This window comes from Flavobacterium cupreum, from assembly GCF_003996965.1.
Classification (GTDB): domain Bacteria; phylum Bacteroidota; class Bacteroidia; order Flavobacteriales; family Flavobacteriaceae; genus Flavobacterium; species Flavobacterium cupreum.
This window is the reverse complement of the sequence record NZ_QWDM01000012.1, coordinates 44,272-68,340: the sequence shown is the minus strand read 5'-3', so window position 1 is coordinate 68,340 and position 24,069 is coordinate 44,272. Positions and strand designations below refer to the sequence as shown.

Genomic DNA, 24,069 nt, shown 5'->3' with positions numbered 1-24,069 from the left:
CTGTGGCAAAAAAAAATACCAGAAGCTAATCATGAGTAAAGAAATAAATAAAAAATCTTCCAAAAAGAAAGATTCCAAATTCATTAAGAAAGTCAAACAGCACATGTACAAATGGCATCGTGTTATTGGATTAATTACAATTGTTCCCTTACTTTTCTGGACATTGTCCGGTTTGATGCACCCTTTTATGGCGCATTTTTTCAAACCTGAAATTGCACATGAAAAACTGGAACAGCAGGTCATCGATAAAAATCAGCTGCAGCTTTCGATTCAGGAAGTCCTGGAGAAAAACAGCATCAATGATTTTAAAAATTTCCGAATTGTTTCTTTCAATAATACTACTTTTTATCAGGTAAAAATGATTCCGGGGGATTTACTGTATTTTGACGCTTCCACGGCTAAAAAACTCGAAAACGGAGATCAAAAATATGCGGAATGGCTCTCACGTTATTTCCTGGACGATCAAAAAAGTCCGGTAAAAAAGAGCGAAGTCGTTACCGAATTTACCTCACAATACAAATATGTAAACCGTTATTTACCGGTTTACAAAGTAACGTTCAGTCGTTCTGACGCTATGGAAGTGTATGTGGAAACTTCCTCAGGCAAACTGGCCACTTACAACCCAACTTCAAGACAGGCTTTTATCTGGTTTTTTGATACTTTTCACAACTGGTCATTCATTGATGCCATTACGAATAACAGCATCCGAATCATTACCATGATTTTTCTATTGTCCATCATTGGGTTCTCTGCCCTGAGCGGAATTGTAATTTATGGTTTGTTGTGGAAGCAATTCAAAAAAACAGACCAATTGCAGCCCAAAAAAGGACTGAGAAAATACCATCGCCAGATCGGAATCTGGGTTTCCCTTTTTACTTTAACATTTGCTTTTAGCGGAGCGTATCATGCTACTACAAAATGGGCACCTTACACTTTATCGCAAATGGTGTATGAACCCACATTTTCGACCAAAGAAATTCCGTTTCGTAACAACAACTTAAATTTAGACTGGAATCGTTTTCAAAACATTGGAATCATCAGCCTGAACGACAGCACCTATTACCGCTGTCAGCTCGTGGAAGCAGAAACTAAAAAATTCAAAAGGCCAAAAGCAGACCCCAATTCTAAATGGAATAAAAAAGATGAACCAAAATCAGAGGTGGTGTATATCAATGCGGTCACAAACAAAATCGCCCCCAATCTGGATTTTGATTATGCAGAATTTTTAGCCTATTATTTTACCGGTGGTGCCCCAAGAGAAGCTTGTTGCGAAATGATCGAAAGCAATGACGACGAACCTCAGCCTTCTTTGGAAAATGTAAAATTACTGGAATCAAAAATTTTAACTGATTTTGAAAGTCGGGAATATGGTTTTGTCAACAAAAGATTACCGGTCATCAAACTGGCTTACGACACACCCGAAAAAACAACTTACTTTATAGAAACGTCCACTTCAAGACTGGCGGCTGTCGTTAAAAACTCCGATAAAGTGGAAGGATATTCCTTTGCCATCCTGCATAAATTTTTATTTATGGACTGGGCGGGGAAAAACATCAGAGACCTGACCATGGTTTTGGCGGCACTGGCCATTTTAATGGTCAGCATTCTGGGGTTTATTCTTTTTCTTAAAAAATAGGTACTGAGGTATTAAGTCTCTAAGGTTCTAAGAAGAAAAACTCAGAACCTTAGAGACTTAGAATCTTATCGCGGATTTTCCTCAAAATATCTCGCTTCGATTCTCTTGATATCTTTGATGGAACTTTTGGCCCAGGCGAGACGTTTTTCAAGAATTTCTTCTTCCGATAACTGCCAGGCGATATCTGAATTACGCAATCTGTTGGTAAGGTTTTGAATGATGATGGCAGCGGAAACAGAAATATTCAGACTTTCTGTAAAACCGACCATTGGTATTTTCAGGAAACCATCCGCTTTCTCCAGAATTTCCTGTGAAAGTCCGTCGCGTTCCGTCCCGAAAAATAAGGCACTCGGTTTCGTGATATCAAAGTCTTCCAGCAAACAATCGTTTTCATGAGGTGTTGTGGCAATAATTTGGTAGCCTTGATTTTTTAAAGTAGAAAGACAATTCGTAATCGAATCAAACTGATTGATATCTACCCATTTCTGGGCACCCATTGCAATTTCCTTATCGATTCTCTTACCGTAACGCTGCTCAATAATATTCAGTTCCTGAATTCCGAAAACTTCACAGCTGCGCATTACGGCACTGGTATTGTGCATCTGAAAAACATCTTCGACAGCAATCGTAAAATGTTTGGTGCGGTTCGCCAGCACTTTTAGAAATTTTTCTTTTCGGTTATCTGTTAATATATTTTCAAGAAAGGCGAGGTAATCTAAATCAGTCATTTTTGCTTGTATTTGCTGCAAAAATACTAAAAAAGAATCGTTAACAAAGTAGTCTTAATTTCTGTCCGTCAATTCTCCGGATAATTTACTTTCCAATTTTTCATACAAATGATTAACACTGGTGAGATCCATCGCTAAATTTTCACTTAGAAAAGAATCACCTTTAAAAGTGTTCCCTTCATTTTTAGAATGTTTTTTCAGACGCTCGTACATCTGGTCGATTTCTTCGATATAATAATCGCCATTGATCATATCAATAACCTTTTCGAGAATATCCCGCATCCCGTCTTTGTAATTGTAGACCAGTACATTTTGATCTGTTTCATGAAAATCAAAATAAGCCTGATAATACTTTTCAAGAACTACGGCACTATATTGCTGGAAACTGATTTCTGCCATCTCCTTAGTGGTAATTCCAAAAATTTTGGAAGGGAGTAAATGGGGAACCATATGCATTCCTTTGAGTTTGGAATGTGATTTTAATACTTCTGTCGGATTTCTGTACAACAGCACAAAAGGCAGTTCAGGAAAAATAGACCTTAATTCTCCGGCTTCGAATATGTGCCAGGAGTCTAATTTTACCACTAAATTTTTTTCTTCAGGAAATCGTTTTTGTCCCAACAAAGTGATTACGGCTTTTATCAGTGCCCTTTTTTGAACCGGATCAAAAAGTTCACTTCTTAGGATCGCATCAAGAATCGGAGCTTCTGCAACTACTATATTTTGCGGGGAAACTGCCAAAGACTGCGCCAGCATGGTAGAACCACAACGCGAGACATGAAATACTAATGCTTTTAATTCGGCAGAGGCCAATTCGTCCGCCCAGTCAATAAGATTAGCTGCGGTGCTGACCACTTTAAATCTTTTTAAATTTTCAGGATACCCGATGCATTTTACCAGTGTTTCTTCAAAAAAAGGATCCAGATATCTTTTATCTCCCAAATAAATCCACTCAAAATATACTTCTCCCTCCTTTTCAATTAACTTATTGGGAATCCAATGCAAAAGGGGGTGATCTGTATTTTCCATGTTTTAAGTTTTAGTTTATCGTGCTTACTGAACAGTATTGCTTATGTTCTCCAATATAAAAGAGTACAGTTTGTGGGTTGAAACCGAGACTTCCTCTGAATCTGTTTTTAAGGTTAAATCAGCCTTTAAAGGAACTTCATACACATCACTTATTCCTGTAAAATTGTTAATCTTATTGCTGTCGGTATCGGGCAGCAGTGCTTTTTTGTACAATCCTTTCGGATCTCTTTTAATCAGATTATCCAGCGAGCAGTCGAGATAGACCGTTCTGACAAAATTATGCCGGCTGATTTCATTTCTTAAATCTTCATAAGGATTGATTACCGACATTAAAACAATAACCTTAGACTGAATAAAATCCTGCCCGACATTAAACAGGCGTCTTACATTCTCGTACCGATCCTCTTTTGAGAAGCCAAGATCTTTACAAATTGTTTTTCGGTATATATCACCATCTACGATTTCCACTTTGTGTCCCTGCTTCACCAGCAAATGTTCAACATTTTTAGCCAATGTAGTCTTTCCTGAACCTGACAAACCGGTAAATTGTATTAGTAGCATTTAAAAATCATTTTTTACGCATAAACAAAACGATATAAATCAATGTTTTGCTGTTTTATTTATAGTAAAAATACTAAAAAATTAACTACTTCAACACATTCATTTTTTTATAAAATACGTAACCGTTTTAATTTGGAATTGACTATTTTTATTTTTCACAATGAGATAAAAATGAAGAAAAAATTAGTCGTTTTAACCGGTGCCGGAATCAGTGCCGAAAGTGGTATCAAAACCTTTCGGGACAGTGATGGTTTATGGGAAGGTTATAATGTAATGGACGTGGCAACTCCCGAAGGCTGGCACAAAAACCAGGAATTGGTATTGGATTTCTACAACAAAAGACGCCAGCAGCTCAAAGAAGTACAGCCGAATCCGGGACACCGTATTTTAGCCGAATTAGAACAGGATTTTGAGGTGCATATCATTACGCAGAACGTAGACGATTTGCACGAGCGCGCCGGAAGCACCCAAGTATTGCACCTGCATGGCGAACTGCTGAAAGTAAGAAGTACGCAGAACAAAAATCTGATTTTAGACTGGCAAGAGGATTTGTTTACCGGGGATTTTGATGCAAACGGCCATCAGCTGCGTCCGCATATTGTCTGGTTTGGCGAAGAAGTCCCTGCTCTGGAGGAAGCGATTAAAATAGTGGAAGAAGCAGATTATTTTGCCGTAATCGGAACCTCTCTGCAGGTCTATCCCGCTGCCGGACTGATTTCTTACACCTATAGCGATACTCCGGTTTTTTATATTGATCCCAAGCCGATTGCAATTCCGAATATTCAGAATAAAGTAGAAATCATTCCTGAAATTGCTTCTGAAGGAGTGGCGATTTTAAGAGACCGTTTAAAATCAATTTAAAATACAATTGCCAGTTTTGATGCCTTCTAATCCCCAAATTCTGTTTATATTTGCACCTTTCGAACAAACAACAAAACAATGACTACTTTAAACGAATTGAATGCTATTTCTCCAATTGACGGAAGATATAGAAGTAAAACCCTTTCATTAGCGCCTTTTTTCTCTGAAGAAGCCTTAATCAAATACCGTGTACTGGTTGAAATTGAATACTTTATTGCCTTGTGCGAAGTGCCATTACCACAGCTAAAAGACGTAAACCCGAATTTATTTGACAGTTTGCGTAACATCTATAAAAACTTTTCTACTGAAGATGCCCTTTGGATCAAAGAAACAGAAAAAGTGACCAATCACGATGTAAAAGCAGTGGAGTATTTTATTAAGGATGCTTTTGAAAAACTGGGTTTATCTCAATACAAAGAATTCATTCACTTCGGATTAACTTCTCAGGATATTAACAACACTGCGATTCCGCTTTCTACAAAAGAAGCTTTTGAGCAGGTTTATATGCCGTCCTTAATTTCTTTAATTTCAAAATTAAAAGAATTAAGCACAGAATGGGCAGCCATTCCGATGTTGGCGCGTACACACGGACAGCCGGCTTCCCCTACCCGTTTAGGAAAGGAAATTCTGGTTTTCGTGGAGCGTTTGGAAGAGCAGCTTCGTCTGTTGTTCAACGTTCCGTTTGCAGCTAAATTTGGCGGGGCGACCGGAAATTACAACGCACATCATGTAGCCTATCCGCAAATCGACTGGAAACAGTTCGGAAGCAAATTTGTTGAAACAGGCCTTGGCTTACACCATTCCTTTCCAACCACACAAATTGAGCATTACGATCATTTTGCCGCTTTTTTTGATGCTTTAAAAAGAATCAATACAATCATTATCGATTTGGACCGTGACATCTGGACGTATGTTTCGATGGATTATTTCAAACAAAAAATCAAAGAAGGTGAAATTGGTTCATCGGCTATGCCACATAAAGTAAACCCGATTGATTTTGAAAACTCTGAAGGAAACTTAGGAATAGCAAATGCTATTTTTGAGCATTTATCGGCTAAATTACCAATCTCAAGATTACAGCGTGATTTGACTGACAGTACGGTGCTCCGTAATATTGGCGTTCCGATCGGACACACTATTATTGCTTTTGAAGCTTCCCTGAAAGGTTTGAACAAATTACTTCTGAACGAAGCTAAATTTGCTGAAGATTTAGAAAAAAACTGGGCCGTTGTAGCTGAGGCAATTCAGACCATTTTGCGTCGTGAAGCGTATCCGAATCCTTACGAAGCTTTAAAAGGCCTGACCCGGACAAATGAAGCAATTGACAAAAAAGCAATTCATAATTTTATTGCGACTTTAGAAGTTTCTGATGCTGTAAGAGCCGAATTAATGGCAATAACACCTGCTAATTACGTCGGAATCTAAACAAAACACAAAATATTCTCTCAAAAAAAGCTATCTTTATCGATAGCTTTTTTTATTAAATACCATAGGAAGTTAGTCCGGATTGAAATAAAAAGCCTTTTGTGAAAAAAATGTTCTTTTTTTGACTGTTACAGAGCGACAATCGAAAGCTGCTCTGACGGTTACAAAAAAAGGGTTGTTTTGAGTAAAAGCCTGGAATGGAAAACTGGATTAAGCTCCTGGAAAAACACCTCCTTATATGATTACCTTAAACGCCGCTGCCGCAACTACACACCATTTACAACCTTTAATCAGCGACCTCGGATTGATTCTGATTACCGCCGGAATTGCTGTGCTGTTATTTAAAAAAATGAAACAGCCTCTTGTTTTAGGATATTTGATTGCCGGATTTCTGGCAGGAAACCATTTTGATTTCTTTCCTTCCATTACAGAAATGAAAAGCGTTGAAGTCTGGGCAGAAATCGGAGTAATTATTCTCCTCTTTAGCCTTGGACTCGAATTTAGTTTTAAAAAACTAATGAAAGTCGGCGGAACCGCCTCTATTACCGCCATCACACAGATTATCACCATGGTAATTATTGGTTATCTCGCCGGACAATGGATGGACTGGTCGCAGATGGACAGTATTTTTCTGGGTGTCATTTTATCTATTTCTTCCACTACAATTATCTTAAAAACCTTTGATGAACTTGGTGTAAAAGCGCAGAAATTTGCCGGAATTGTGATCGGCTCCCTAATCGTACAGGATATTGTGGCTATTTTAATGATGGTTTTACTTTCGACCATTGCCGTAAGCCAGCAATTTTCAGGAAGTGAATTAATGATGTCGGTTCTAAAGTTGATTTTCTTTCTAACAGCCTGGTTTGTGGGCGGTATCTTTTTTATTCCGACACTTCTTAAAAAAGCCAAACATCTACTGACAGACGAAATGCTGCTTATTATCTCCCTTGCCTTGTGCTTAATGATGGTAAGTTTTGCGTCTAATGTTGGTTTCTCTCCTGCCTTAGGTGCTTTTATAATGGGATCCATCATTGCTGAAACTACTCAGGCCGAACATATCGAACATTTAATAAAACCCGTTAAGGATTTATTTGGCGCTATCTTTTTTGTATCAGTCGGAATGTTAATAGACCCGAAAATGCTTTATGAACATGCTGTTCCGGTTGCGATCTTAACCCTGCTCACGATCGTTGGCCAGTCGGTTAGTTCTACTATTGGCGCTTTATTAGCGGGACAGCCTTTAAAACAGTCCGTACAAACCGGAATGAGTTTGTCTCAGATTGGTGAGTTCTCGTTTATTATTGCCACACTTGGAATGACCTTAAATGTGACAAGTTCGTTTTTATATCCGGTAGTCGTTGCGGTTTCTGCCGTTACTACTTTTACCACTCCGTTCATGGTGAAATACGCTGTTCCGTTTTCAGAAATCCTGGAACGAAAGCTTCCGAAAAAATGGGTCAAAAATATCAACCGATATAGTGTAAATGCCCAGGCCATAAAATCGGTCAGCACCTGGCAAAAAGTGCTTCATGCCTATATTATTCAGATTGTTCTGCATACTATTGTTATTGTCGCAGTGATTTTACTGTCTTCAAAATTTGTAGCACCACTGGTAGTGGATACGCGCTTTGGAAATACACTGGCCGCACTGATCACCCTGATTATAATTGCTCCTTTTTTATGGGCCCTTTCGCTGCGACGCATTGCAGTAGAAGAAGTAGAAGAATTATGGTCAGAACGAAAATACAGAGGTGCCCTTTTGATGCTGATTCTGATTAGAATGAGCCTTGGTCTGTTCTTTGTTGGTTTTTTACTGAATATTTTCTTCTCTCCGTTAATCGCTTTGATTGCTTTGGTGATTGCTATTGGAGCCTATCAGATCTTCCCTAAAAAGCTGAACGAACAATACCATAAAATAGAAAATCACTTTTTAAAGAATCTGAACGATCGTGAAAACAAAAAAATTGACAGAAGATATGCCAACTTAATGCCATGGGACGGCCACATGTCATTTTTTGATATTGGAAAAGAATCGAATCTGGCAGGCAAAACGCTGGAAGAATTAAGAATCAGGGAGCAATTAGGAATCAATATTGCTTATATAAAACGTGGAGAGGTCACTATACCAATTCCAACCAAAAACGAACGCCTTTTTCCCGGTGATGAAATCTGTGTTATTGGTACCGACGCCCAGGTAACCGAATTTACAAAGTTTCTGAATCAAAATGAAATGGAAGCTCCTGCAAAAGTAGAAGAGGCCAATATAGTGTTACGCCAGCTCGAAGTTTCCCAGGAAGAATTTATTCAAAAATCTATTGGTCAATTCAGATCGAAGACAAACGGAATGGTGGTCGGAATTGAGCGAAACGGAAACAGGATACTTAATCCGGAATCCAGTTTAGTCCTGGAGAAAAATGATATTCTTTGGGTAGTTGGAGACAAAAAAAGAATGTCTGATTTGTTAAGATCCTAAGAGGCTAAGGTTCTAAGGTACTGAGTAAAAGAAAAAGGTTCTAAGTTTTCACAATGGAAAAACTAGAACCTTAGTATCTCAGAACCTCAGCTCCTTACTTATTAGGTTGCGGAGTCATTCGTAAATATGGTTTGATTGGCGTATGCCCTTTTGGGAATTTCGCCGGAATATCGCTATCCGGAACTGCTGGTGTAATGACCACATCTTCTCCGTCTTTCCAGTTTGCAGGAGTTGCCACGCTGTAATCTGCAGTTAATTGCAAACTATCGATAACACGAAGCAGTTCTTCAAAATTTCTTCCTGTAGAAGCCGGATAAGTCAATGTTAATTTTATTTTTTTGTCAGGACCAATTACAAAAACCGAACGCACCGTAAATTTCTCACTGGCGTTTGGGTGTAACATGTCATATAAAGTTGCGATCTTTTTATCTTCATCAGCGATTATCGGAAAGTTAACCGTTGTATTTTGAGTTTCGTTAATGTCTTTAATCCACTCTTTGTGGGACTCCAGACCATCAACGCTTAATGCTATTACCTTTGTATTTCTTTTTGTAAACTCAGGAACATAATTGGCAACAGTACCTAATTCAGTGGTACAAACCGGAGTAAAATCTGCAGGATGCGAAAATAAGACGCCCCATGAATCCCCTAACCATTCATGAAAATGGATTGTTCCTTCTGTTGTTTCGGCCTGAAAATCCGGAGCTATATCGCCTAATCGTAATGTTGACATAATTTAAAGTTTTTTAGTTCCTCTAAAATTAATAAAAAAATAGTTAAAAAAAACTAAACTCTACCTTTTCTATCAATTTTAAGAGAATAAATTATTTTTCTTTTGAATGTTTGGCAGAAAGTAAGCTAAGACTCCAATTAAGGGTAAAATTTATATAAAAATAACGATAAAATACCACAGCGCAAGAGTTACGAAGGAAACCGGTATTCCGAAACCAATCATCATGCTGCTTAATTTAGGTTTTAATCCGTAAGTCGAGGCCAAAATTGCGCCGGTGATCATCGGTGCCATCGCCATTTCCATGATGGTTATTTTAATTGCCTCAGAATGCTGTTGTAAGATCAAAACATATAAAATCAGGATTACCAGAGGAGCCAGAATTAATTTATAAAGAAGTCCCAGCTGCAAAAATTTCCAGTGTTTGCTTTTCCGGTCAAACGTAAGCTGCAATCCAACTGAAAGCAGCGCTAAAGGCGTGACAAAACTTCCAATTTTCAATAAAACAAACTGTAAATCACCGTTAAATTCAAACTGAAAAACATTCATCAGGCAGGCAAAAACGAAAGTCAGGAAAGGTGGAAAAAGAGCCACTTTTTTTATAATACCGAACGTGTCGGGACTTCCCTTAGAATAAAAAGCTGCTACGAAAACACCCAAGGTCGAAACTACGACAAAGGTTCCCGGCTGATCGACAAGAACTGCTGTTTCCAATCCTTTTTTCCCAAATAAGGCTTCAATTATCGGATAACCCAGAAAGGAACTGTTACTTAATCCTGCGGTTAGGATCATGCAGCCAATCAGTTTATTCGACCAGCCCAGCCGCTTTCCTAAAAAATGAAAAAATATAAAAGCCAACAGAAAACTAATCCAGCCTGCTCCTATTGGAAACAATAATTCCGGATTCCATTTTATTTTTGGAATGTGATATAAGGTAATAGCGGGCAGGCAAAAATAAATGACAATTTTGTTTAAATGCTTGTAGATATGCACCGGAAACTGCTTTATTCTTTGCAAAAGCAAACCTAAAGCCAGGAAGAAAAATATGAGAATAAAGTTGTTCATAGTGCAGGATCAGGACAAAAATAGCGATTTATAAAACACTGAAGAACATTAATTTTTAGTTAAAACTTTTTTTTACTGAATAAAACGCCTTACATTTGTAACATATTTTATTACAGTATGATTTCAGGTAAGTTTGCCATAACGATTCACATTTTAACTTTACTCACTAAATTCCCGAATGATTTTTTATCATCCGAATTTATTGCAGGAAGCATGAACCTCAACCCGGTTTTGGTTCGTAAAGAAATTGCGAATCTGAAAGCACACCATATTGTAGAAAGTAAAGAAGGTAAAAACGGAGGTACAAAATTATCTAAGAAAGCTTCAGCTATCACGTTAAAAGAAATATTCGAACTTACTTTTGACAATATCAATTTAGGCTATGCCAAAAACCAGCCGAACCCGGACTGTCCGGTGGGAAAAAAAGTCAATCAAAATCTGGCTGAATTATACGCGGACATCAATGAAAAGGTAGGTTTGCAATTGAAAAAAATAACACTGGAAGATTTTTCGAGTCAGTTCTGATCCCTTTTTTTTACACAAAACTGTAACATTTTTTATTACTAATTAAATTATATATTATGAAAATTGCAATCATTGGAGCTACAGGATTTGTCGGCTCAGCTATCTTAAACGAATTAGCATCCAGAAACCAGGACATCACAGCGATCGCCAGAACTCCAAAAGAAACATCAAATGTAAATTGGGCAGCTACGGATATTTTTAATGTCGATGCGTTGGCTGAAACTCTTAAAGGGCACGATGTTATTATTTCTGCTTATAATCCGGGATGGACTAATCCTAACATTTACGACGATTTTATTGCCGGGTCTAAAGCCATTCAGGAAGCGGTTAAAAAATCCGGTGTGAAACGTTTTATCACGATTGGTGGTGCCGGAAGTTTGTTTGTAGCCCCGGGTTTACAAGCGGTGGACACTCCGGACTTTCCAAAAGAATACTATGCCGGAGCAACTGCAGCAAGGGATTACCTGAATATTTTGAAAGAAGAAAAAGATCTGGACTGGGCCTTTTTTAGCCCTGCTTTCGAAATGCATCAGGGAATCACAACCGGAAGAACAGGAAAATACCGTTTAGGTTTGGATAACCCGGTTTTTAACGATGAACAAAGAAGTATTCTTTCTGTAGAAGATTTGGCAGTGGTTATCGCCGATGAAGCAGAAAATGCAAGACACCACCAGGTTCGTTTTACAGCGGCATATTAAGGAGAAAAGGTTCTAAGGGGCTGAGGTTCTGAGGGACTAAGGTTTTGAGCCTGGAAGTAATTTGTTTTTTGCCACGAATTTCGTGAATTTACACGAATTTTTTATTGCTGTCTTCCTGACGCAGGAAGGATCAAATTGATATTCTACAAAGATTGGCGACTTTCTGTGTGGAGTTACGAGTGTGATCCTTCCTGCGTCAGGATGACAAAAATGAGAAAAAAAATTAGTGAAAATTAGTGAAATTCGTGGCAAACTAACTTTTTGAAACTGTCTTTGTTTTCTGTACTTTTACAAAACCAAAAAGCACACTTTGTCAAGCTTAAAGAAACAATCAGGCAGTTTACATGAAAAAGCCGGGATTTCACCTCCTGAAATCACCAATAGTGCCGCTATTCATCAGATTCAGAAAAACAGAAGAAAACAACCTTCTGCTGCTGAATTAATAAATGGAATCCTCGATCAGAACAGGACGGCTCTAAGCCGTGCCATAACTTTAGTAGAAAGCACTCATCCCGAACATGCTGAAAAAGCAAATGAAGTAATACAGGGCTGTCTTCCTCATGCCAATAAATCCATACGCATTGGGATTACAGGCGTTCCGGGTGTCGGAAAAAGTACTTTTATAGAAGCTTTTGGTAAATTCCTGACCGCTTTGGGGAAGAAAGTGGCCGTATTGGCAGTTGACCCGAGCAGTTCGCTTTCACACGGAAGTATTCTGGGAGACAAAACCCGAATGGAAGAATTGGTAAAGGATGAAAATGCCTTCATAAGACCCAGTGCTTCCGGAGATACTCTGGGCGGAGTTGCCCGAAAAACACGTGAATCGATTATTTTATGCGAAGCTGCAGGTTTTGACACCATTATTATTGAAACTGTCGGTGTCGGACAAAGCGAAACGGCCGTACACAGCATGGTTGACTTTTTTCTGTTATTGAAAATTTCAGGTGCCGGCGACGAACTTCAGGGAATCAAACGCGGTATTATGGAAATGGCAGATGCTATTGTCATCAATAAAGCAGATGGTGACAACATCAAAAAAGCACAGCAGGCGAAACTGGAATTCAACAGGGCTTTGCATTTATTTCCACCCAAAAAATCAAACTGGCAGCCCAAAGTTACGACTTGCAGTGCCATTACCAATGAAGGGATTTCTGAAATCTGGGATACGATTTCCCAATATTTTGTACAGACAAATGCATCTGGTTTCTTTCAGGAAAAACGAAAAGACCAGAATCATTTCTGGATGATGGAAACTATCAATGAACATTTGAAATCAAACTTTTACAATCAGCCCGGGATTATTGGGCAATTGGAACAAATAAAAAAAGCGGTGCAAAATGATGAAATATCACCTTTTGCAGCCGCCCGGTTTTTATTAAGTGAATATAAAAAACAGCTCTAAATTCCTTAAAGCTGTTTTAATTTCATTTACTTCTCATTTACATTAATTGCAATGGTATAAGTTTCCTCACTTTCTACAATAGGATATTTACCAGGAGTTAAAATGTCTGAATTGAATTTTAAAGATTTAACTAATTCCGGAGCTATAATTTGCCCCTCAGGTATTACATACACTCCATTTCTTAATAATTCTTTCTGATGCTCTGCAGTCAAAGCAGTTTTTTGAATTTCCATAACAAATTTTCCTTTTTCATTTGCAACATGTACTGGTGTTCCGGTAGGTTGTGGTTTAAAAAAGTTGTACCAGCTAATGGTATAGATATCATAACAAAATCCCTCTGGCTGACTGCAATCAATGTTATGCGCTCCCCAATTTCGAACAATAATGGCATCGTCGTCATAAATTCTTCTGGAAACTGACTGATTTTGCTGCTCTGTTTTTAATGATTCAGCATTTTGATCTTCATCGGATTCGTTGTTGCAGCTCATAAAAAAAGCTGCAAGCACAAAAACTAACATTACTTTTACTAGTTCAGATTTTTTTGATTTTTTTTGTTGTAAATTTTTCATGATACATAAATTTAATTGACCCTACTCTATCACAGGCTTTTCAGGTTACGCCTTTTGGTTTATGATATATCAATTAAATTTATTTTTTGTTACCTTCTCATTTGGCTTTTAATTCAAAAAAAATAAGAATTGTCGCATTGCTTTCATTCGCTGCCGGTTTAAATTATCAGTAAATATGTCTTTTTAAAACAAAAAGCTGCTAAGTATGAAATTACATACTCAGCAGCTTTTTTTAAAATGGGCTGAAAATTATTTTTTTGTATCCCTAAGCTTATATTTGTTTTCCTTGTACAAATTTCCTGCTGTAATGACATGTGCCAAAGCATCTTTGGCCAGTTCTTCGTTTAGTTTTACAGGAATAAGGGTCGTATCATTTTTGATTTCAAATTGCAGTGGTTTAAGATTCGGCTGCATAATCACCACCTGATTCTCTACCCTGAAGGCATTGATATCATTAAACTGCATGATGGATCTTCCCTGCACTTTAGCGTCCAGTTTATTCAGGTTTCGTCCCACCATCGGCGTTTCAAACGGAATTCCTAAATACCCCAATAAGGTTGGCGGAATATCAATCTGGCTGGCCAGTTTGCTGTATACTTGTCCTTTTTGAACTCCGGGCCCCATTATTAATGCCGGAATATGAAATTTATTGATCGGTACCAGATTCTTTCCGTACGTTCTTGTATTATGATCGGCGATGACAATGAAAATCGTATTTTTAAAATAAGCTTCTTTTTTAGCCATTTCGAAGAATTTTCCAATCGAAAAATCGGCATATTTCATGGCATTATTTACCGTCGCAGGTTTCTGATCGTATGGTTTTATTCTTCCTGCCGGATATTCAAAAGGTTCGTGATTTGAAGTCGAAAACATTAAGGAGAAGAAAGGTTTGCTGCCTTTTGCCTTAAAATAATTGTTTGCTTTGGTCACTAAATCTTCATCCGAATAGCCCCAGGTTCCTTTGAATGCATATTTATTTCCATCAGATTCAAAATCTTCCTGATCCACAATATCCTGAAAACCGTTTCCGTTGAAAAACGAAGCCATATTATCAAAATTGGCCATTCCGCCATAAATAAAACTGGTTTCGTATCCTTTTTGTTTTAAAGCATCCGCCACGGTAAAAAAGCCTTGTTGGGAGTTTCCTAATTTCACCACACTTTCAGACGGTGAAGGAAGAAATCCGGTTACAACAGCTTCTATCCCGCGTACGCTTCGCGTGCCTGTACAATATAAGTTCGTAAACAATAAACCTTCTTTCGATAATTTATCAAATTCCGGGGTTAAGGGTTTCCCTCCTAAAATCCCAACATACTCTGCCCCTAAACTTTCCTGCAAAAAAATCACCAGATTGTACGGTTGCTGTACCGTTGTATCGGGTTGCTGCACGTGAAGAAACGGAATTTCAGCATCGGTAAAATAAGTTGGTCCGGCAATCATGTATTTTTTGACGCGGGCGATCGCTTCGGCTTCATCCATTTTTCCGTACATTTTGGTGTTTCCTTCATTCTTGATGGAATACGCCGCAAAAGCAACGGTATAAAAAGAATTCAATCCCAAAGTATTGGTTAACTGATCTGTAGAAAAAACAGCATTACTGGCATTGATTGGCCGTTTTGAAGTCAGACTGGAACGGGCTCCGAAAAACAATAAAAAAGCCACTACTGGAAAAGCCATTAATTTGAATTTATAGGCTGTACTGGTGGTATGAAAAAGTTTTTTTCCTTTTTTGAAAGCAAAATACAAGACCAGCCCCAAAATAAGAAACGTCACAATTATTGAAATCAGATAACTTTTCAGAAGCATCCCGACCACTTCCTTTGGATAAATCAGATAATCCAGGAAAATTTTATTCGGACGTGTGTCGTATTGTTTTACAAAATCCGGCGAAGCCAATTCTACAAAAAGAATCAGGAACAAAAACAAAAAGCTGTAAATAACCAGAAAGTTGTTCGTAAACTTAAGCCATTTGGCAGGAAGAAATGTAATTAAAACCGCCGGAAGAAAAGACAGGTAGCATAATAAGATCAGGTCCATTCGCAGACCGATCGGAAAAATATACCAGAAGTTGGGCGTTTCGACCACCCTGTCTTTAAAAATAAAAAATAAAAATATTCGACTTAAAGTAGTTATCAGCAATCCGATTGCTATGAAATTAAAAACAGGTTTTAAAAAACTTAATTTTTTCATCAGAAAGATTTAGAGCTTAAAAGATACGTCCAAAATAAAATTACTCTTCGTAACGGTTTATTTCCCTGTCATAAAATTCATTTGCCAGAACAATCAAACCTTCCATTTCGGCATTCAGTTCAGCTTCATCAAGATCTTCGGCTTCTTCCATAAATTCAACCTCATCATCTTTAAGATTGATAATAAATCTTGGATAATCAAGGTGAACGATAAAAATATCATCTGGAAAATCAGTGTTATCTCCGAGTAAAAATTTAGGTAATTCCATTTTTTAATTTATTTTTTTATGTTTCAAATTTAGTTATTTGCAACTGAATTATTAATTAATTTTTTAGTTAAGTAGTGAAAACGAATATAGAGAAAAATTGCGGCAGAAGTTAATCCGGCCAAAAGACCAATCCACACTCCCTGTGCTTTCCAGGGCGTATATTCTGCCAAATAATAGGAAATCGGAAATCCAATGACCCAATACGCCACAAAAGTAATGTACATCGGTACTTTCACGTCCTGTAATCCCCGCAAAGCACCTAAGACCACTACCTGAATTCCGTCTGAAATCTGAAAAACTGCCGCTATCAAAAGTAATTTCGAAGCAATCTCAATTACTTCTGTATTATCGGTAAGCTGCAATGTATTTTCCATATTCAGAAAGAGATAAGGCAAAATGCTATGAAAGGCGATAAATACCGCTGCAAAAACAACCTCAAGAATAATGGAAAGCAAAAAGACCGATCGTGCTACAACCACCAGGTTTTTATAATCCATCAGGCCTCTCTGGTTACTGACACGAATCATCGAAACAACACTAAGTCCCATGGCAAACATGAACGTCAGGGACGCAAGGCTTAAAGCCACCTGATTGGCTGCCTGACTTGTTTTTCCAATATTACCGCAAAGCCAGATTGACGCTGTAAAAAGTACTACTTCAAAAAGCATCTGCATAGCGGATGGCAAACCTAAGTTTATAATTTTCCTGAGCGTTTCTTTTTTGATTTCTTCAAAACTAAAATTCTGAAAGTACGTTTTAAGCTGTTCCCTTCTCGATAAGATAATATGCATGAACAGCACCATCATAATTCTTGAGATTACGGTTCCTAAAGCCGCCCCAACGATTCCCATTTTAGGAAAAATCCAGACACCGTAAATCAGCATATAGTTAATTCCGACGTGAATTATATTGGCCATAATGATCGCATACATCGAGTATTTGGTCATGGATAAGCCATCTGCAAATTGTTTGTAGCCCTGATAGATAATAAGCGGTACCAATGAAAAGGCCACCCAGGCTAAATAAGGTTTTGCCAGAACAATAACATCTGCAGGCTGGTGCAGTAATTCCATCAAAGGCATGGCCAGCACAATTAATCCAAAAAGGAAGACCCCTAAAATGGTACATAAAAACAATCCATGGTGAAAGGCGGAACGAATTTTCGATTCATTTTTTTCGGCATCGGCCTCTGCTACAATGGGCGTGATAGCGGTAGAAAATCCTATTCCTAAAGATAGGGCTATAAATATCATACTATTTCCAAGTGAAACCGCTGCGAGCTCCGTACTTCCTAATTTCCCTACCATTATATTATCGACGATAGCAATTAAGGTATGTCCGACCATTCCCAGAATAATAGGATACGCTAATCTTAAATTATAGGAGAACTCTTTTGTGTAATTTTTTAAATTCAATTTTACTGCTTTTAAGTCGGCAAAGATATTCAGAAGCTTTGAATTCTCTTCTATTATCAAAAATATAAGCCAATATTAAGAATAAGTGTAATAATCCCGAGATTATATAACAATTGTCAAGAATTATATAACAATGCCCAAACGCTTAGATTTTACTTTTACACTATTAATAATTAAAAAAAAATTGTCATGATGAAATCAGGAAATCTAAAAATGTTATGCCTAGCAGTTATTGCTTTATTATACGCCAACACAACTTTCGCTCAGGACAGTGAAATTAAAAATTACGATCAGGGATTCAGATTGGGATTTGGAATAAATGGTGGTATACCAACCGACAATGATTATGATTGGGCGCTTGGTGGAGATGTACGTCTGCAATATGACTTAACTAAAAGAACTTCATTAACCCTGACTACAGGTTTTACGAATTTATTTAACGGAGAAGATGCTAAAGATCTTGGATTTATTCCGGCAAAAGCAGGTTTTAAAGCCTTTGTATGGGAAGACCAATTTTATGTTTTAGGTGAAATCGGTGCTGGTTTTGCTGTAACAAACGGTTACAACGACACAACTTTCTTATGGGCTCCGGGAATCGGGTACGCCAATAAATACATCGATTTAAGTGTTCGATATGAAGATTATCACGATTTCAGAACCAATCAGGTAGCGCTTCGTGTAGCCTACGGTTTTGATTTGTAAAAATACATTTATTTTTATTCTTTTGTTTTTGGTAAAAACCCGGCAGTTGCTCATAGGCTGTCGGGTTTTTTATTTTATTTTGCCAGTTCTTTTTTATACAATTCAAAATTGGCTTTGATTTCCTCATCCAGTTCCGGTTCTTTAATATCGGTATATTTTTGCATTTCTTCCCAGATAATTTTGGCTACGATATACCGGGCCATTTCCTTATCATCGGCAGGAACAATATACCACGGCGCATGATCGGTTGATGTTTTATTAATGGCCTGCTGATAATATTTCTGGTACTCATCCCAGTGTTCGCGCTCTTTTAAATCACCAGGGGAAAATTTCCAATTGTGTTTTCCTTCTTCCAGACGGCGCAACAATCGCTCTCTTTGTTCTTCTTTGCTCAGATGCAGGAAAAATTTCATAATGATAGTGCCGTTTTCGGCAATATGGCTTTCGAAATTATTGATCTGCTCAATTCTTTTTTTCCAAAATTTGGGTTTGATATCTTCAACCGAATTGATTCCGGGCAGGTTTTCACTTAACAGAAATTCCGGATGCACGCGCGTTACCAAAACATTCTCGTAATGCGTTCTGTTAAAAATCGCAAATTTTCCTTTTTCCGGAAGGGCGATATAGTGTCTCCATAAATAATCGTGTTCTAATTCGGTTGAATTAGGTGTTTTAAAACTATGCACCACAACACCACGCGGATTAAATTCCTTAAAAACTTCCCGAATCAAACTGTCTTTTCCGGAAGTATCCATTCCCTGAAGACAAATCAGAACGCTGTATTTATTGTGCGAGTACATCACATCCTGCAAATCGCTCAGTTTTGCCTGAACCTTATCCAGTTTTTCTTCTTTTTCGTCATCATCCGCTTTTATATCCAGGAGCGTCGGAATTTTTTTTAAACTTACTTTCTTAACAACTTTAAAATCATTTGGATCTATCGATTTCATATTTGAAAATTTTAGGTATTAGTGGTATTTCTTATGTTATTACCGCACAGTAAGGGTAATTTCATAACATTCCGTTTTATCGTACTAGTAAATATAGTACTTTTACGAAGCATATTCCTGCTATTCATTGCAATACTTTTTCAATAAATTGTTTTTTCCCAAGCCATAACAAGAGCTTCCGCTGGTCGCTTTGTTCTGCCGGAAAAAATACAATTTCTCCTCAAAGTATTTTCATTACTATCAGGGCTGGGCACTCTTTTACAAAACAAAATTCATGGAAAAATTCACTTTAGAAATATTATTTCAAATCATCGGAATCGGTTCGGCATCAGGTTTATTCTTCAATAACAATTCCCTTTATATCATAGGTGACAACAGTGGCTTCTTATACGAATACAACCTGCAGGACCAACAGTTAAGCCACCATCCTTTAATTGACAATCCATCGCAGAACATTCCAAAAAACATCAAACCGGATTTCGAATCCCTTACCCATCACAACGATACTTTGTATGTTTTTGGTTCTGGTTCCACCGAAAACAGAAACAAAATGATCGAGTTTGACCTGAAAACCAAAACGATTTTACAAAAAAACAATCTGGTTGATTTATACGGTTTAATGCAGAGTTTCGGAGAAATCAAACCAGAGGATTTTAATCTTGAAGGTGCCATTTTCGATGGGGAAAACTGGTATTTATTCAATCGCGGAAACGGAGTCTCCAATAAAAACACCATTTTCACTATCCATGCTAAAAGCTTAGGGGAAGAATTTGCCCTGGTAGCGACCAACTATAAACTGCCCAAAATAAAAGGGGTTCGTTCCAGTTTTACTGATGCGGTTTTAGTCGACGACAAGATCTATTTCCTGTCAACCGCCGAAGATACCCAATCCACTTACGACGACGGGGAAATCCTCGGAAGTTTCATCGGACGCATCGATCTTAAAACCATGAAAATCGATTTTACCCAAAAAATAACGTCTACCAACAAATTTGAAGGCCTGACTTTCTACAAAAAAGAAAACAATAAAATTGAATTTTTGCTCTGCGAGGATAATGACACGGAGTTATTGGAAACTAAGATTTTTAAATTGAGTTTGCCGGTTAAGTAACAGGAATTTTTATGAGAAAAACAATTCTTTCATTAGCTATACTTTCCATTCTTTTTGCTGGCAGCTATCTATTTTATGATTTCAAAATAAATAAAACAAAAAAGGAATATTTCAAACCTTTACGGCCAAAGGATTTTGATCCGAAAGCATTTATCCAACTTTTCACAGAGAGATATAAGGAAGACTCAAAACTAAACTTTGTAACCATGACTGGAGAGTTTCCTGATAATTGGGTAAAACCACAAGATGTTGAATATCTAATTTCAATTATGTATTCTAAACAAAAATGTTGTGGATATATGAATATATTCTCTTCAAACATGTTAACTGACAATGCTGAAGTGGGTGGTTTTGCAATAATTTTTTTGAATTCTTATATTTCAAAAACAAAAATTAACCTAGGCTTAAACTCTAATCCAAAAACCGATATTGAATCAATTAAAAAAATTGAAAAATGGCATCAACAAATTTGAAAGTTTAATTTTCTACAAAAAAGAAAACAATAAAATTGAATTTTTGCTTTGCGAGGATAATGACACGGAGATATTGGAAACTAAGATTTTTAAATTGAGTTTGCCGGTTAAGTAAATTCAATATTTTTAACAGGGAGGAGATGCACTGCTGTGCGCCTCTACAGCGGGAGAACCGCTGCTGCGCCCCTTTACGATAAAAACCTTTGTGACTTTGCAACTCTGAACCTTTGAACCTTTTAAAAAAAATCATCATCGTCCCAACCTTTTTATCTTTTTAACCCTCTTTAGTATAAAGACAACAATTGTGATAAACGAAACTCAGATTTCCAACTGCAAAAAAATGCAACGTGATGCGCAGCGTCAGGTGTATGAGTATATGGCTCCAAAGCTGTATCGCCTCTGCAAGCGATACCTCAAAAAGGAAGAGGAAATAGAAGAAGCGATGGCCGATGCTTTCTATACCATATTTACCAAAATAGAACAGCTCAAGGAAGTTCAGGCTTTCGAGGCCTGGGCCAGAAAAATAACCGTGAACCATTGTTTGGCTACTATTAAGAAAAATACAAATTTCAATATGTATCTTGATGATGTCAAATTGCTGTCACAACCTTTTACGGACGAAATTACGCATTTAGAAGAAGAAGATTTACTCAATTTATTGAACCATATTCCGGATGGCTGCAAAACTGTTTTTAACCTCTTTGTTATAGAAGGTTACGGACATAAGGAAATAGCCGCCATGCTCAACATTTCTGAAGGCACCTCAAAATCACAATTGAATGCTTCCAAAACCAAGCTCAGGGAATTAGTAAACAAATTGTATTATCAAAAAGCAAAATAGTCATGGACAATCACGATAAATTATTCGAAAAAATAAAAGAAGCTTCGCATAACGCCGAGAGCAAAGATTTTCCTGCAATGGACAAGGTCTGGTCCCGCGTTGAAGAAAAACTAGACAAAAAAGAAGATAAAAAAACAATCGCATTATGGAAAAAAATTGCCATTGCCGCTTCTCTGCTATTGGTTATTTCTTTAGGTTCCCAATTTATAAAAACAAACAATACCTCAACTATTCCGGAAACGAACCCGGTAGTAACGAATGAAACCCAAAAAGAACCGATTCAAACCGGGTTAGAAAAAAACAAAATTGCAACTTCTGAAGGATCAGGAATAGTATCGAAAACAGAAGCCACAGAAATCCTGAACAATCAAATAAAGCAACAGGAAAAAGTAGCCGTTCACGAAACACAAAGTGCTAACAGAGCGACAACCGCTTATGAAGCTGCTCCTTCAATTGCGGCTGATGAAGTTGCGGCGCCTGCTGCGTCAGTATCTTCCGGTTATTCAAGCGAAGAAGATTCGGTTGAAAAAGATAAGGCTTTTGCTCCTGCTGTGGTTTCAAAACCGTTAAAAGGCGAATCTTACCGAATGGCAGCTGCCGAGAAAGAAACCCAGATGGCTAAAAAAAGCGCGCCTCTGGTAATCCTGAACGGAAAAGCAATTTCCCATACAGATGACAGGAAAAGAGACAAGATGATGCAGGGAGAACTTTCGAACTTAAATCCTGAAAATGTAGAATCCCTGGTGGTGCTGGACGAACCATTATATATTATTGACGGCAATTATTATTCTGAAGATGATTTGTTCGGTAAAAATCCAAAAAGTCCCTATGCACCCTTAAACAGGCAGGAGATCAAAACCATTACTATCCTTCAGGATCTTGAAGCCACCGAAAAATATGGTGAAAAAGGAAAAAAAGGGGTTGTCATAATCACCACCAAAACCGGCAAACCTGCCCCGCAGCAATAGAAAAACCTGACTTAAATTTACTATCATGAAAAGTATCCAACTTCTTTCATTAGTCCTTGTTATGCTTACAGGTTTCGCATCGTCTGCGCAGCAAAAAACAATAACGGGAACCGTTTCCGATTACAAAGGTGTTCTGCTTTCGGGAGCGTCTGTTAAAATTCAGCAATCAGGAAAAGAAACATCTGCCAATTTCGACGGAAAATATACAATTGCTGCCCAAAAAGGAGATACGCTTGTATTTAGTTATGTGGGCTGTCTGTCACAAGCACAAGTCGTAGGAAATAAAAATTTTATTAAAGTAAAATTAACTGCCAGTCCGCCGCTTCCTGAAAAATTTGGCTATAATCCGGAAATCATTAACAAAAAGAACAAGAAACAATATCTCCCGCTAAAGGAATCCCAAATCAGAAATATTGACTCTGTTGTATCTAAAAGCGAACCGTTGTTTATTGTTGACGGGATTCCTGTAAAATCAGGACAAATAGCCAAAATTAACCCCTATGACATTCAGAATATCACCGTCTTAAAAGAAAAAGAGGCTATGGCGCTGTATGGCACAAGAGGATATTACGGAGCCATTTTTATCGTTACAAAAAACGAAATTTACAAGAACCTTACAGAAGAAGAAATAGCTGTTGAGTTAATGAAGCTTCCGGTACCTTTCTCCAAAAAAGAAACCAGGCAAGATTAAATTATTAAAAGTGTTTGAAATCGCATTAGGCTTCATTATCGTTATTTTACTACATTTGGTTTTTTAATAAAAGCCTTTATAAATTAACTTTAAATAAAATTTAATGAATCCAATTTTAAATCAGAATTTATTCCTTGTAAAAGAGCACGTTGGTATGTTTAAAGCAGCTAACAACTATGATATTTATAATCCGGAAACCAATCAGATCATCATGAATTGCCGCGAAAATAATCTGGGCTTTTTTACCAAAGTATTTCGTTTTACTGATTATAAAAGAATGACTCCTTTTGATGTGGAAATTACGACTGCTTCCGGTGAAAAGTTACTTACGGTGAGACGTGGTGTTGCTGTTTTCCGTTCGACTGTTGAAGTTCTGGATGAAAAAGACCGTCTGGTGGGGACTTTCAAACAAAAGTTCTTTTCTTTTGGAGGTAAATTTGAAATTCTGGATAAAAATGAAAGACCTTGTGCCACCCTTCAGGGAAAATGGACAGGCTGGGATTTTAAATTTTCGCACGAAAACAGGCAATTGGCTCAGGTAAGCAAAAAATGGGCAGGAATGGGTAAAGAACTTTTTACCAGTGCCGACAATTATGTGCTTCAGATTGAAGAGCATGTAGCTGCCGACAGTCCGCTAAGACAATTAATCCTTGGAGCTGTCATGTGTATTGATATGGTTCTGAAAGAATAAGAAAGTTGTTAAACTTAGATTAAGAAACAACGGAAAGCATCATTTTAGCCATCAAAAGAATTATTTT

Annotated in this window: 24 protein-coding genes; 14 read left to right on the top strand and 10 right to left on the bottom strand. The window is 37.5% G+C overall.

The features are described from left to right. Positions 1–31: 31 nt before the first annotated feature. A complete protein-coding gene (locus D0817_RS17590; protein WP_127339680.1) occupies positions 32–1,636 on the top strand; it encodes a PepSY-associated TM helix domain-containing protein in 1,605 nt (534 codons plus the stop codon). Between the two features lie 65 nt (positions 1,637–1,701). Here D0817_RS17590 and D0817_RS17585 read toward each other — a convergent pair whose 3' ends face one another. The 3 genes from D0817_RS17585 to cysC are packed head-to-tail and all read right to left on the bottom strand — an operon-like array spanning position 1,702 to position 3,954. After that, complete coding sequence (locus tag D0817_RS17585; RefSeq protein WP_127339679.1) at positions 1,702–2,364, bottom strand: TrmH family RNA methyltransferase; 663 nt, start codon at positions 2,362–2,364, stop codon at positions 1,702–1,704. A 54-nt stretch (positions 2,365–2,418) separates the two neighbouring features. Next, positions 2,419–3,393 carry a sulfotransferase family protein gene (locus tag D0817_RS17580; protein ID WP_127339678.1) on the bottom strand — a complete coding sequence of 325 codons (975 nt, stop codon included), beginning with the start codon at positions 3,391–3,393 and terminating at the stop codon, positions 2,419–2,421. A gap of 24 nt (positions 3,394–3,417) precedes the next feature. Next, positions 3,418–3,954, bottom strand: coding sequence for an adenylyl-sulfate kinase (gene cysC, locus D0817_RS17575; protein ID WP_127339677.1), 537 nt, complete (start codon positions 3,952–3,954; stop codon positions 3,418–3,420). A 171-nt stretch (positions 3,955–4,125) separates the two neighbouring features. On the opposite strand from cysC, the gene D0817_RS17570 reads away from it, so the two are divergent. From D0817_RS17570 to D0817_RS17560, 3 genes are all read left to right on the top strand, one after another. Continuing rightward, positions 4,126–4,815 carry an SIR2 family NAD-dependent protein deacylase gene (locus D0817_RS17570; RefSeq protein WP_127339676.1) on the top strand — a complete coding sequence of 230 codons (690 nt, stop codon included), beginning with the start codon at positions 4,126–4,128 and terminating at the stop codon, positions 4,813–4,815. Positions 4,816–4,893: 78 nt separating this feature from the next. Beyond that, the gene (purB, locus tag D0817_RS17565) at positions 4,894–6,240 is read left to right on the top strand and encodes an adenylosuccinate lyase (RefSeq protein WP_127339675.1); all 1,347 of its coding nucleotides are present in this window, start codon (positions 4,894–4,896) and stop codon (positions 6,238–6,240) included. A 238-nt stretch (positions 6,241–6,478) separates the two neighbouring features. After that, positions 6,479–8,713: a cation:proton antiporter domain-containing protein gene (locus D0817_RS17560; RefSeq protein WP_127339674.1), complete on the top strand. Its 2,235-nt coding sequence runs from the start codon at positions 6,479–6,481 to the stop codon at positions 8,711–8,713. Between the two features lie 94 nt (positions 8,714–8,807). Here the strand turns inward: D0817_RS17560 and D0817_RS17555 are convergent, their stop codons facing one another. Beyond that, the gene (locus D0817_RS17555; RefSeq protein ID WP_127339673.1) at positions 8,808–9,446 is read right to left on the bottom strand and encodes a peroxiredoxin; all 639 of its coding nucleotides are present in this window, start codon (positions 9,444–9,446) and stop codon (positions 8,808–8,810) included. 150 nt (positions 9,447–9,596) lie between these two features. Next, on the bottom strand, positions 9,597–10,508 hold the full coding sequence (locus D0817_RS17550; protein WP_127339672.1) for an AEC family transporter: 912 nt from the start codon (positions 10,506–10,508) through the stop codon (positions 9,597–9,599). A 117-nt stretch (positions 10,509–10,625) separates the two neighbouring features. Here D0817_RS17550 and D0817_RS17545 point away from each other — a divergent pair, with 117 nt between their 5' ends. The 3 genes from D0817_RS17545 to meaB all read left to right on the top strand — a co-directional run bounded on the left by D0817_RS17545 (position 10,626) and on the right by meaB (position 13,133). Continuing rightward, positions 10,626–11,033 carry an Rrf2 family transcriptional regulator gene (locus D0817_RS17545; protein WP_127339671.1) on the top strand — a complete coding sequence of 136 codons (408 nt, stop codon included), beginning with the start codon at positions 10,626–10,628 and terminating at the stop codon, positions 11,031–11,033. Between the two features lie 56 nt (positions 11,034–11,089). Beyond that, entirely contained in the window at positions 11,090–11,731 is a 642-nt protein-coding gene (locus D0817_RS17540; RefSeq protein WP_127339670.1) for an NAD(P)-dependent oxidoreductase, read from the top strand. A gap of 310 nt (positions 11,732–12,041) precedes the next feature. Beyond that, positions 12,042–13,133, top strand: a complete 1,092-nt coding sequence (meaB, locus tag D0817_RS17535; RefSeq protein WP_127339669.1) for a methylmalonyl Co-A mutase-associated GTPase MeaB — start codon at positions 12,042–12,044, stop codon at positions 13,131–13,133. A gap of 26 nt (positions 13,134–13,159) precedes the next feature. On the opposite strand, the gene D0817_RS17530 is transcribed toward meaB, so the two are convergent. The 4 genes from D0817_RS17530 to D0817_RS17515 form a co-directional block, all read right to left on the bottom strand. Continuing rightward, complete coding sequence (locus D0817_RS17530; RefSeq protein WP_238160901.1) at positions 13,160–13,702, bottom strand: hypothetical protein; 543 nt, start codon at positions 13,700–13,702, stop codon at positions 13,160–13,162. 249 nt (positions 13,703–13,951) lie between these two features. After that, the gene (locus tag D0817_RS17525) at positions 13,952–15,892 is read right to left on the bottom strand and encodes an LTA synthase family protein (protein WP_127339668.1); all 1,941 of its coding nucleotides are present in this window, start codon (positions 15,890–15,892) and stop codon (positions 13,952–13,954) included. A gap of 40 nt (positions 15,893–15,932) precedes the next feature. Continuing rightward, positions 15,933–16,160 (bottom strand): DUF8828 family protein, encoded by a 228-nt coding sequence (locus D0817_RS17520; protein WP_127339667.1) that lies wholly within the window; start codon positions 16,158–16,160, stop codon positions 15,933–15,935. A 29-nt stretch (positions 16,161–16,189) separates the two neighbouring features. After that, the gene (locus tag D0817_RS17515; RefSeq protein WP_127339666.1) at positions 16,190–17,575 is read right to left on the bottom strand and encodes an MATE family efflux transporter; all 1,386 of its coding nucleotides are present in this window, start codon (positions 17,573–17,575) and stop codon (positions 16,190–16,192) included. 189 nt (positions 17,576–17,764) lie between these two features. Here D0817_RS17515 and D0817_RS17510 point away from each other — a divergent pair, with 189 nt between their 5' ends. Further along, on the top strand, positions 17,765–18,277 hold the full coding sequence (locus D0817_RS17510; RefSeq protein WP_127339665.1) for a hypothetical protein: 513 nt from the start codon (positions 17,765–17,767) through the stop codon (positions 18,275–18,277). Between the two features lie 74 nt (positions 18,278–18,351). Here the strand turns inward: D0817_RS17510 and D0817_RS17505 are convergent, their stop codons facing one another. Continuing rightward, positions 18,352–19,227 (bottom strand): PPK2 family polyphosphate kinase, encoded by an 876-nt coding sequence (locus D0817_RS17505; RefSeq protein ID WP_127339664.1) that lies wholly within the window; start codon positions 19,225–19,227, stop codon positions 18,352–18,354. Between the two features lie 274 nt (positions 19,228–19,501). On the opposite strand from D0817_RS17505, the gene D0817_RS17500 reads away from it, so the two are divergent. The 6 genes from D0817_RS17500 to D0817_RS17475 all read left to right on the top strand — a co-directional run bounded on the left by D0817_RS17500 (position 19,502) and on the right by D0817_RS17475 (position 24,002). Then, positions 19,502–20,338 (top strand): DUF6929 family protein, encoded by an 837-nt coding sequence (locus D0817_RS17500; protein WP_127339663.1) that lies wholly within the window; start codon positions 19,502–19,504, stop codon positions 20,336–20,338. An 11-nt stretch (positions 20,339–20,349) separates the two neighbouring features. After that, positions 20,350–20,811: a hypothetical protein gene (locus D0817_RS17495; RefSeq protein ID WP_127339662.1), complete on the top strand. Its 462-nt coding sequence runs from the start codon at positions 20,350–20,352 to the stop codon at positions 20,809–20,811. Positions 20,812–21,151: 340 nt separating this feature from the next. Continuing rightward, positions 21,152–21,652 carry an RNA polymerase sigma factor gene (locus tag D0817_RS17490; protein ID WP_127339754.1) on the top strand — a complete coding sequence of 167 codons (501 nt, stop codon included), beginning with the start codon at positions 21,152–21,154 and terminating at the stop codon, positions 21,650–21,652. Positions 21,653–21,654: 2 nt separating this feature from the next. Beyond that, positions 21,655–22,620, top strand: a complete 966-nt coding sequence (locus D0817_RS17485; RefSeq protein WP_127339661.1) for a hypothetical protein — start codon at positions 21,655–21,657, stop codon at positions 22,618–22,620. Positions 22,621–22,645: 25 nt separating this feature from the next. Further along, positions 22,646–23,311: a carboxypeptidase-like regulatory domain-containing protein gene (locus D0817_RS17480; protein ID WP_202866491.1), complete on the top strand. Its 666-nt coding sequence runs from the start codon at positions 22,646–22,648 to the stop codon at positions 23,309–23,311. A 103-nt stretch (positions 23,312–23,414) separates the two neighbouring features. After that, complete coding sequence (locus tag D0817_RS17475) at positions 23,415–24,002, top strand: LURP-one-related family protein (protein WP_127339660.1); 588 nt, start codon at positions 23,415–23,417, stop codon at positions 24,000–24,002. The last annotated feature ends 67 nt before the right edge of the window (positions 24,003–24,069 follow it).

What these genes read in the sequence shown, in the direction of transcription:
- D0817_RS17495 (WP_127339662.1), top strand. Translation starts at nt 20,350, where the DNA reads ATGAGAAAAACAATTCTTTCATTAGCTATACTTTCCATTCTTTTTGCT.
- D0817_RS17530 (WP_238160901.1), bottom strand. Translation starts at nt 13,702, where the DNA reads ATGAAAAATTTACAACAAAAAAAATCAAAAAAATCTGAACTAGTAAAA.
- D0817_RS17555 (WP_127339673.1), bottom strand. Translation starts at nt 9,446, where the DNA reads ATGTCAACATTACGATTAGGCGATATAGCTCCGGATTTTCAGGCCGAA.
- D0817_RS17500 (WP_127339663.1), top strand. Translation starts at nt 19,502, where the DNA reads ATGGAAAAATTCACTTTAGAAATATTATTTCAAATCATCGGAATCGGT.
- purB (WP_127339675.1), top strand. Translation starts at nt 4,894, where the DNA reads ATGACTACTTTAAACGAATTGAATGCTATTTCTCCAATTGACGGAAGA.
- D0817_RS17505 (WP_127339664.1), bottom strand. Translation starts at nt 19,227, where the DNA reads ATGAAATCGATAGATCCAAATGATTTTAAAGTTGTTAAGAAAGTAAGT.
- D0817_RS17550 (WP_127339672.1), bottom strand. Translation starts at nt 10,508, where the DNA reads ATGAACAACTTTATTCTCATATTTTTCTTCCTGGCTTTAGGTTTGCTT.
- D0817_RS17540 (WP_127339670.1), top strand. Translation starts at nt 11,090, where the DNA reads ATGAAAATTGCAATCATTGGAGCTACAGGATTTGTCGGCTCAGCTATC.
- D0817_RS17510 (WP_127339665.1), top strand. Translation starts at nt 17,765, where the DNA reads ATGATGAAATCAGGAAATCTAAAAATGTTATGCCTAGCAGTTATTGCT.
- cysC (WP_127339677.1), bottom strand. Translation starts at nt 3,954, where the DNA reads ATGCTACTAATACAATTTACCGGTTTGTCAGGTTCAGGAAAGACTACA.
- D0817_RS17560 (WP_127339674.1), top strand. Translation starts at nt 6,479, where the DNA reads ATGATTACCTTAAACGCCGCTGCCGCAACTACACACCATTTACAACCT.
- D0817_RS17570 (WP_127339676.1), top strand. Translation starts at nt 4,126, where the DNA reads ATGAAGAAAAAATTAGTCGTTTTAACCGGTGCCGGAATCAGTGCCGAA.
- D0817_RS17580 (WP_127339678.1), bottom strand. Translation starts at nt 3,393, where the DNA reads ATGGAAAATACAGATCACCCCCTTTTGCATTGGATTCCCAATAAGTTA.
- D0817_RS17475 (WP_127339660.1), top strand. Translation starts at nt 23,415, where the DNA reads ATGAATCCAATTTTAAATCAGAATTTATTCCTTGTAAAAGAGCACGTT.
- D0817_RS17480 (WP_202866491.1), top strand. Translation starts at nt 22,646, where the DNA reads ATGAAAAGTATCCAACTTCTTTCATTAGTCCTTGTTATGCTTACAGGT.
- D0817_RS17490 (WP_127339754.1), top strand. Translation starts at nt 21,152, where the DNA reads ATGCAACGTGATGCGCAGCGTCAGGTGTATGAGTATATGGCTCCAAAG.
- D0817_RS17585 (WP_127339679.1), bottom strand. Translation starts at nt 2,364, where the DNA reads ATGACTGATTTAGATTACCTCGCCTTTCTTGAAAATATATTAACAGAT.
- D0817_RS17525 (WP_127339668.1), bottom strand. Translation starts at nt 15,892, where the DNA reads ATGAAAAAATTAAGTTTTTTAAAACCTGTTTTTAATTTCATAGCAATC.
- D0817_RS17545 (WP_127339671.1), top strand. Translation starts at nt 10,626, where the DNA reads ATGATTTCAGGTAAGTTTGCCATAACGATTCACATTTTAACTTTACTC.
- D0817_RS17485 (WP_127339661.1), top strand. Translation starts at nt 21,655, where the DNA reads ATGGACAATCACGATAAATTATTCGAAAAAATAAAAGAAGCTTCGCAT.
- D0817_RS17520 (WP_127339667.1), bottom strand. Translation starts at nt 16,160, where the DNA reads ATGGAATTACCTAAATTTTTACTCGGAGATAACACTGATTTTCCAGAT.
- D0817_RS17590 (WP_127339680.1), top strand. Translation starts at nt 32, where the DNA reads ATGAGTAAAGAAATAAATAAAAAATCTTCCAAAAAGAAAGATTCCAAA.